The following is an 8,026-nucleotide window of genomic DNA, read 5'->3' as shown; positions in this document are numbered from 1 at the left end:
CACCACCGCCAGCTTCAACCCGGCCTCGGTGACCTCCGGCAACTCCTCCACGCTGACCCTGTCCGTCGGCGCCTCCACGGCCCAGGGCACCTACCCGATCACCATCACGGGCACCGGCTCGACCACGCACACCGCGACCTTCACCCTCACGGTGGGCACCGGCGGCCCCGGCCGGACGTTCACCAACAACACCGACTACCAGATCAGGGACTACTCCACCACCCAGAGCTCGATCACGTCCAACGCGACGGGCACCGCGGTCTCCCCGGTCAAGCTGTCGATCACGATCAGCCACACCTGCGCCGAGGACCTGAACATCCGGCTCCGCGGCCCGAACGGCACCTACTACCTGGTAGACGCCTACGGCGGCACCAGCTGCACGCAGTACGGCACCAGGACCTTCTCGGTCCCGGTCACCCAGCAGGCCGCCGGCACCTGGACGCTCGACATCAGGGACGTCTACGCCGGTGACACCGGCTTCCTGGACACCTGGAGCATCACGCTCTGAGCGTCCCCATCACAGGTAAGGAGCCCCGGCCGGTCCTCCGGCCGGGGCTTCCCCACGTCTTCGGCACGTCTTCGGCACGTCTTCGGCACGTCTTCGGCGCGGGCGCGCGCCGGGCTCCGGGCCGGCGGTCGGGTCAGGCGGTCGGGTCAGGCGGTCGGGTCAGGCGGTCGGGTCAGGCGGTCGGGTCAGGCGGTCTCGCGGGTGTCGTTGCGGAGGCTGAGGAAGACCAGCACGATCCCGATGTAGGTGCACAGCCGCACCGCGTCGGGGATGCCGTTCCAGGTGCCGTTCATCCACATGCCGAACCACTCGCCGCCGATGGCCTGGAAGCCGAAGAACCACAGCAGCAGGGCGACCGTGCAGCCGACGACGCCCCACCGCTTGGACCGCTGGAAGGCGGCGTCGTCGCGGCCGACGGCCCTGACCTGCTGCCAGGCCGACACCAGACAGGTCACCATGATGACCGCCTCGGTGAGGATGACGCCGACGTAGGCGACGTGGTGCGCCCACGTCCACGAGATGGCGCGGTAGTTGATCTGGCTGACCGCGGCGAGTTCGGGCTTCTGCGCGTCCATGGCCAGCACGTGCCGGACGAACTCGAAGTTCGTGCCGTAGTCGGTGAGGTTGCCGAACACGACGAGCAGCGCGAAGCCGCCGACGGTGAAGGTGAGCAGCGCCTTCGCCAGGCGAAGCGCGACGATGGTGTCGAAGCGGGCCAAGGTTCTTTCCTTTGACATCTCTGAAATCGAATGAGCACACGAGCCCAGAGGAGGTGTCCTGCAAGGGGAAAGATCCACGGGGCCCGCTCGCCCGGCGTGGAGGAACTCGCCGGGCCGCTCCACTGGCTCCGTCACTGGTGGTGACGTCGCGGGCCCCTCAGCCTGAGGTGGAACAACGTGACTAATAGTAGCCGACTCTGCAAACCACGCATCAAGGGCGCAGATCCGCGGGCCAGCGGCGCGCGACGGGCCCGGGACGCGGCTCACCGGCCGCCGATGTCGTCGCTCCACACCCGCGGCGAGCGCCGCTGGAACTCCGACATCAGCGCGATGCACCGCCTCGGCCTTCTGAATCGTCGCGGCCCGGACGTCCGTCCCGCCCGGCAGCGGCGCGGCCACGAAACCTGCGGCCGAGTGCGCGTCATGCCGCGAGGGCGGCCACCACCTTGTCGGCGAGCCGGGCCAGGCGAGCCGGGTCGAGGGGGGCCCGGCGGACGGTGGTGCTCCAGTAGAGGGGGCCCGCCAGCAGGTCGAGGCCGAGTTCGAGGTCGGTGCCGGGGGGAAGCTCCCCGCGTTCCATGGCCCGCCGCAGGATGCCGGCCACCTTCTCGCGGCGGGTTCCGGCGACCTTGTCGCGCAGGGACGCGGCGATGTTGGGGTGGTGGGCGCCCGCCGCGAGCAGATCGGGCACGATACGGGATGCCAGCGGATGCCGCAGGGCCGCGTCGGTCGCGGTCAGGAAGGCCAGGACGTCTCCCCGCAGCGTTCCGGTGTCGGGGGTGTCGGCGGCGGTGGTCGCGACCTGGGTGACCAGGTCGATGGTCATGGCCTCCTTGGATTTCCAGCGTCGGTAGATGGCGGCCTTGCCCGAGCCGGCGCGCCGGGCCACGGCCTCCAGTGACAGCCGCCCGTAGCCGGCTTCGGCGAGTTCTTCGAAGAAGGCGGCGCGGATCGCCTCGGTGACGGCGTCCTGCAGGACGGGGCCGCCCGGCGGGCGGACTGCTGACGGTCGGCTCATGCCGCCCAGCCTACCCGAGACGGAACGGTTGCGTCTCGGGTCGGTGAAAGCTACTGTGCAGGCCATACCGAGACGGTCCCGTTCCGTCTCGGACAGCGGACGGAACGAGCAATCGGATGAACAACCTGATCGACCGGATCGACCGGGCCATCGGCATGACCGCGGCCATCGTCACGGGCATCACCGGCGACCACCTCGCCGCCCCCACGCCCTGCCCGGGATGGGACGTGCGCGCCGAACTCAACCACCTGGTCGGCGGCATGCGGATCTTCGCCGCCCAGCTCACCGGCGCCGACCCGGGAGGCGAGCACGAGGACGACTGGCTGGGCGCCGACCCGCCGGCCGCCTTCGCCGAGGCCGCCCGCCTCGACCGCGCGGCCTGGCGCCGTCCGGGCGCCCTGGAAGGGACCGTACGGCTGGGATTCGGCGCCGTCCCCGGGCCGATGGCCGCACTGGTCCATCTCACCGAGGTCCTGGCGCACGGCGCCGACCTGGCGATCGCCACCGGCCAGGAGCGGCTCGTCGACGGGCAGAGCTGCGACGATCTGCTCGCCGCCATGCGCGGCATGGACTTCGACGCCTTCCGCCTCCCCGGGATGTTCGGCCCCGAGGTCCACCAGGCCGGGGACGCTCCCGCCCACCGGCGGCTGCTGGCCTTCCTCGGCCGCGACCTCTCCGCGCTCGGGTGACCCGGCGGACCCCTCGGTTGCCGACCGATGCTCGACCAGATCGCCGCGCTGGAATGGGTGCGCGACAACATCGCGGCCTTCGGCGGCGACCCCGGCAACGTCACCGTCTTCGGCGAGTCGGCGGGCGCCGTCAGCATCGGCGCGCTGCTCACCAGCCCGCGCGCCACAGGCCTGTTCCGCCGGGCCGTCATGCAGAGCGGCCCGCCGCACACCGTGCCGCACACCGTGCCGCGGGCCGAGGCCGCGCGGACGGTGCGGCTGATGGCGGCCCGGCTCAAGGCGTCGGCCACGGCCGAGGCGTTCGCCGCGGACGTGCGCCGCAACGCGCTCGTGCCGCAGTGACCGAGACGCCCTCCGGCCGGGGCCGCGCCCGCGCCCCGACGTGCGAGGAGACCGGCCGGAGCGGCGTCGCGGCAGAATGGGCGCGTGACTGACGACCGATCGGCCGCTCTGGCGACCCAGCGCCGGATCGCCGCCTGCGACATCCGGCTGCCCGAGCACGTCCTGCTCCAGGGCACCTCCGGCCGGATCCTGCGCCAGGCGCTGCAGCTCTTCGCCGAGCGGGGCTTCTACGGCACCTCCATCCGCGACCTCGCGGTGGCCTGCGAGATCCGCTCGGCGACGCTCTACTCCCATTACCCGACCAAGGAGAACGTCCTGGCTGAGCTGGTGCGCATCGGTCACGAGGAGCGCCACCGGCGGCTGACCGAGGCGGCCGCGGCGGGCCCGGCCGATCCCGCCTCGCGCCTGCGCCGGGTGGTGCGCGCGCACGTCCTGGCGCACGCGGAGCTCCCCATGCTGGCCGTCGTGGCCGACAACGAGCTGCACGCCCTGTCTCCCGAGCTGGCCGGCCCCGCGCTCGTGCTGCGCGCGGCCGGCCGGCAACTGATCATCGACATCATCGACGAGGGCATCGCCGCGGGCGTCTTCGCCGTGCCCGACGCCTTCCTCGCGGTGACCGCGATCAGCGGGATGGGGATGCGCGTGGCGAACTGGTACGACTCCGCCCTGCCGTACGAACCGCACGAGGTCGCGGACACCTACGCGGACACCTACGCGGACTTCGCGTTGCGCATCACCGGCGAGGGCCCCTGACGCCGAACCCGCCGGGCCACTTGAGGCCGCCCGCCGTGATGCCGCTCACCACCTGGCGGCTGAACACCACGCAGACCGCGATCATCGGCAGCGTGATGATCGACGGGGCCGAGAACAGCAGATCGTCGGGTTCATCGCCGAGAGGTGAGCCGCACGGCCCGGCGGAGGCCGCCGAGGCGGGCCCGTCCGGAGGATCGCTCCGGACGGGGCCGCCCGGAAGGGCGCGGGGCTCAGGGCGCGAGGTTGCCGAGGGCGACGGAGTAGACGACCCGCTGGTCCTCGCCTTCGGTCAGCCCCCACAGCTCGCCCCCGGCGCCCGAGTACCACAGCGACAGGTCCTCCGGCCGGTAGCCCCAGTCCGTACGGGCCGTCATCGTCATGGAGGCCAGGTCCACCGACGCGAAGCGCCTGGAGTACGGGACGTTGACGAACTTGCCGGCGCTCATGTTGACGTAGAGCCGGCCGTCGTGGAGCTGGACGCCCTGGACGTCGCTGATGGCGTGGGTCTCCGCCGTCGTGGGCGTGGTGGACTCCCAGGCCGCCGTCGGGGTCAGGTCGAGCCGGTGGTCGCCGGTCTCGGCCGAGCGGAAGGCGTAGCGCGCGATCCGGGTGCCGTTCAGCGGCTGGGGCTGGCCGTTCAGCCAGGTGGCCCGGTAGTCGCCCACCACGAGGGCCTGCCGGCCGGCGCTCGTCCGGTCCAGCGAGATGTAGTCGAAGTGCAGGTCGGGGCTGACGAAGTTGGCCACCTCCGGCATGACGTACTGGTAGTCGTCGAGCTTGGTCTGATGGCGGTAGATCCGGCGGGTGTCGAACACGCGGATGGCGCTGCGCTTGGCGCTCGGGGCGCCGGTGCCGTCGGGCCAGCCGGGGGTGGTGGCCATGAACAGGTAGGGGCCGCTCCAGGCCAGGCCGCCGCCGTGCCCGTAGATCCGGCTCAGGGTCCCGTCCGGACGGACCCAGACCGGCAGGACGGTCCGGTGACGCATGTCGTTCAGGTTCACCACCGACAGCCGCACCGAGTTGGCCAGCGAGTGGGTGGGCGGGTTCTGCCAGGACCAGCTCGTGATCAGCGCGTCCTTCGAGGTGGGCACCGGAGCGGCGTCGTTCCTCGCCTCACCGGAGGTGGCCAGGCCCTGCGGCACCCAGGCGGTCTCGCCCGTCAGGCCCTGCAGCTTGGCGTCCCAGCAGAACGACCTGCCGACGCCGCCCGTCGCCGGACCGAAGGACTGCATGCGCGAGGCGCAGGCCGGGTCACCGGCGGGCGTCGGGAGCTGGGTCCGATCGTCGCCGCTGAGCACCTGGTCCAGGGTGGTCAGGCTGAACGCGTCCTCCATGGGCTGGGTGTACGGCTCGGCCCCGACCGTGAGCGACAGCCCGGTGAGCGCGTCGCCGGTCAGACGCTTGAGCGGCGCCACCACCTGGACCGCCGCGGCGGCCCCCGCGGACGCGGGGGCCGCGGTGCTGGCGGCCGCCGGCGCGGCGCTCATGACGGCGGCCGTCATCGCCAGCGCGATCAACAATTGTCCCAACGGATCCTCTTCTCGCTGTGATCGTCAGGCGTCGCAGGACGCCTTCTGGGTGGGCCAGGCCCGCCGGCACCACCGGGCGTTCACGCCGGGCCGGGCGTGGCGGGCGACGCGGACGTGCAGGGTGCCCGCCTCGTCGTAGAGGGCGGCCTTGCCGTACCGGTGGGCCAGGATCCTGGCGCCGTCGAACGTCCACCATTGCCCGCTGTCGCCCGGCGCGCAGGGGGCCAGGATCGCGTCCTGCTTCCTGGGCCCCCGTGCGGTCAGGCATCGGCGGTCGTACCTCTCGTGGTCGCTCCGGATCATGAACGTCCCGGGCACCCCTGTGGCCCGGGAGATGTCCTCGACGTGCCAGAGCTGCCACCCGTCCTCGGGCTTGCCCGCCTCCCGGTTGCAGGCCAGGGAGCGGACGTCCTCGCCGTTGTTGGCGTCCAGGCAGTCGCCGGTGCCCGCGTTGACGAACCTGACGACGCCGGTGCCGCCCGCCGCCGGAACGGCGGGTCCGGCGGGGGCCGGCGTGAGCAGCGACAGGGTCAGGGCGACGAGCAGGCGCATGGGATGTCCTCGGCTTCTCGGCGGCGTGGCAGGTCCCCAGTCTCAGCGGGGCGATCATTGTCCGGAAGCCCGTTTCGCGCCATGGACAAACTTGATCGAATCGGGGTGAAGTCGTATTTTGCGCTGGTTTGTGGTTCTCATGGGACCTAGGGGGAGCGCATGGGACGACGTGAACAGGTCGTGGATCCGATGGACGGCCCGGTCGCCGCTTTCGCGGTCGAGCTGCGCAAGTTACGGGAGCAGGCGGGCACCCCGTCCTACCGGGTGATGGCCGCGCGGGCCCGCTTCGCCGCCTCCACGCTGGCCCAGGCCGCCGCCGGGGAGAGGCTGCCGACCCTGCCGGTCACGTTGGCCTACGTCCGCGCCTGCGGCGGCGACGAGCGGGAATGGCGGGTCCGCTGGGAGGAGACCCTGGCCGCCGACCGGGAGCGGGCGTCCGTGGCCGCCGCGTGCGAGCGGGCGCCGTACCGGGGGCTGGCCGGGTTCGAGGAGGCCGACCGGGCCTACTTCTTCGGCCGGTCCGCGCTGGTGGAGCGGCTGGCCGGCATGGTGAAGGCGCACCGGATGGTGATGGTGGTCGGCCCGTCCGGCTGCGGCAAGTCCTCGCTGCTGCGCGCCGGGCTGGTGCCGGCGCTGCGGCCGCGCGCGGCGCGCGTCGTCACGCCGGGCGTCCATCCGGCCCTGACGGCCCTGCCGGCCGCCGCCGAGGGGGAGCTGGTCGTGGTCGACCAGTTCGAGGAGGTGTTCACGCTGTGCGAGGACCCCGCCGAGCGCGGGGCGTTCATCGACGCGCTGGTGGCCGCCGAGGGCGGGGTCGTGCTCTCCGTACGCGCGGACTTCTTCGGACGGTGCGCCGACCATCCCCGGCTGATCGAGGCCGTCGAGGACGCCACCGTCCTGGTGGGCCCGATGAGCCCGGCCGAGCTGCGCCAGGCGATCGTCAAGCCCGCGGCCACCGCCGGCCTGATCGTGCAGCGCGAGCTGACGGCCCGGATCCTGGAGGAGGTCACCGGGCAGCCCGGCGGCCTGCCGCTGATGTCGCACGCCCTGCTGGAGACCTGGAAACGCCACCACGGCAAGGCGCTGACGCTGGAGGCGTACGAGGCCGCGGGCGGCATCGCGGGCGCGGTCGCCCGCACCTCCGAGAAGCTTCACGCCGGCCTGACCCCGGCCCAGCAGGACCGGCTGCGCGACCTGCTGCTGCGGCTGGTCATGCCCGGCGAGGCGGGCGCGCAGCCCACCCGCCGCCCGGTACGGCGCTCGGAGCTGCTGACCGGCGACCCCGGCGACCCGGGCCCGCTCCTGCTCGAACGCCTGACCGCCGCCCGCCTCGTCACCCAGGACGGCGAGACGGTCAACCTGGCCCACGAGGCCCTGCTGACCGCCTGGCCCCGGCTGCGCGCCTGGGCCGAGGAGGACCGCGAACGCCTGAGGGTGCACCGGCGGCTCACCGAGGCGGCCTACACGTGGGAGGAGCACGGCCGCGACCCCGGCGCCCTCTACCGGGGGCTGCGCCTTGACCTGGCCCGCGAACACCTCACGGCCCGGACCCTCACCCCGGCCGAACGCGCCTTCCTGGCCGCCAGCCACGGCGAGCGCAGGAAGGGCAGGCGGCGCACCGCGGTCCTGGCCGTCCTGGCGGTGTGCCTGCTGGTCGCGACGTCCCTCATCTGGCAGCGAAGCCTGGTGAACGGCCGGCAGAAGCGGGAGCTGCACGCCCGCGACATCGCCGGGACGGCCGAGACCCTGCCCCTGTCGGAACCGTCCCTGGCCATGCGGCTCAGCCTGGCCGCCTGGAAGCTGGCCGACCTCCCCGAGACCCGCGGGGGCCGCCCGGGCGCCCCGCCCCCCCCCCCCCCCGCCCCGCGCCAGCCCCCCCCCCCCCCCCCCCCCCCCCCCCCCGCCGCCCCCCCCCC

Annotated in this window: 9 protein-coding genes; 5 read left to right on the top strand and 4 right to left on the bottom strand. The window is 73.2% G+C overall.

Going from position 1 to position 8,026, the window contains the following annotated elements:
- On the top strand, positions 1-508 hold a 508-nt coding region (locus tag ACIBQ8_RS51110; RefSeq protein ID WP_397195912.1), incomplete at its 5' end, for a proprotein convertase P-domain-containing protein.
- Positions 509-693: 185 nt separating this feature from the next.
- On the opposite strand, the gene ACIBQ8_RS51105 is transcribed toward ACIBQ8_RS51110, so the two are convergent.
- Together ACIBQ8_RS51105 and ACIBQ8_RS51100 are read right to left on the bottom strand one after the other, a co-directional pair.
- On the bottom strand, positions 694-1,227 hold the full coding sequence (locus ACIBQ8_RS51105; protein ID WP_397179839.1) for a DUF2165 family protein: 534 nt from the start codon (positions 1,225-1,227) through the stop codon (positions 694-696).
- Positions 1,228-1,648: 421 nt separating this feature from the next.
- Entirely contained in the window at positions 1,649-2,245 is a 597-nt protein-coding gene (locus ACIBQ8_RS51100; RefSeq protein WP_397195911.1) for a TetR/AcrR family transcriptional regulator, read from the bottom strand.
- Between the two features lie 116 nt (positions 2,246-2,361).
- Between ACIBQ8_RS51100 and ACIBQ8_RS51095 the strand changes: the two genes are divergently transcribed.
- The 3 genes from ACIBQ8_RS51095 (at position 2,362) to ACIBQ8_RS51085 (ending at position 4,029) form a co-directional block, all read left to right on the top strand.
- Positions 2,362-2,934, top strand: coding sequence for a TIGR03086 family metal-binding protein (locus ACIBQ8_RS51095; protein ID WP_397195910.1), 573 nt, complete (start codon positions 2,362-2,364; stop codon positions 2,932-2,934).
- Positions 2,935-2,961: 27 nt separating this feature from the next.
- Complete coding sequence (locus tag ACIBQ8_RS51090; protein ID WP_397195909.1) at positions 2,962-3,276, top strand: carboxylesterase family protein; 315 nt, start codon at positions 2,962-2,964, stop codon at positions 3,274-3,276.
- An 84-nt stretch (positions 3,277-3,360) separates the two neighbouring features.
- Positions 3,361-4,029, top strand: coding sequence for a TetR/AcrR family transcriptional regulator (locus ACIBQ8_RS51085; protein ID WP_397195908.1), 669 nt, complete (start codon positions 3,361-3,363; stop codon positions 4,027-4,029).
- A gap of 230 nt (positions 4,030-4,259) precedes the next feature.
- Here the strand turns inward: ACIBQ8_RS51085 and ACIBQ8_RS51080 are convergent, their stop codons facing one another.
- Positions 4,260-5,558 (bottom strand): hypothetical protein, encoded by a 1,299-nt coding sequence (locus ACIBQ8_RS51080; protein ID WP_397195907.1) that lies wholly within the window; start codon positions 5,556-5,558, stop codon positions 4,260-4,262.
- A gap of 24 nt (positions 5,559-5,582) precedes the next feature.
- Positions 5,583-6,110: a ricin-type beta-trefoil lectin domain protein gene (locus ACIBQ8_RS51075; RefSeq protein WP_397179844.1), complete on the bottom strand. Its 528-nt coding sequence runs from the start codon at positions 6,108-6,110 to the stop codon at positions 5,583-5,585.
- A 159-nt stretch (positions 6,111-6,269) separates the two neighbouring features.
- Between ACIBQ8_RS51075 and ACIBQ8_RS51070 the strand changes: the two genes are divergently transcribed.
- On the top strand, positions 6,270-8,026 hold a 1,757-nt coding region (locus ACIBQ8_RS51070; RefSeq protein ID WP_397195906.1), incomplete at its 3' end, for an ATP-binding protein.

Origin of the sequence: Nonomuraea sp. NPDC049646 (assembly GCF_044465525.1) — a bacterium.
Taxonomy (GTDB): domain Bacteria; phylum Actinomycetota; class Actinomycetes; order Streptosporangiales; family Streptosporangiaceae; genus Nonomuraea.
This window is presented reverse-complemented; position numbering and strand designations above follow the sequence as displayed.

Excerpts from the sequence above, each read along its gene's own strand:
- ACIBQ8_RS51100 (WP_397195911.1), bottom strand. The coding sequence starts at position 2,245 with ATGAGCCGACCGTCAGCAGTCCGCCCGCCGGGCGGCCCCGTCCTGCAG.
- ACIBQ8_RS51095 (WP_397195910.1), top strand. The coding sequence starts at position 2,362 with ATGAACAACCTGATCGACCGGATCGACCGGGCCATCGGCATGACCGCG.
- ACIBQ8_RS51090 (WP_397195909.1), top strand. The coding sequence starts at position 2,962 with ATGCTCGACCAGATCGCCGCGCTGGAATGGGTGCGCGACAACATCGCG.
- ACIBQ8_RS51075 (WP_397179844.1), bottom strand. The coding sequence starts at position 6,110 with ATGCGCCTGCTCGTCGCCCTGACCCTGTCGCTGCTCACGCCGGCCCCC.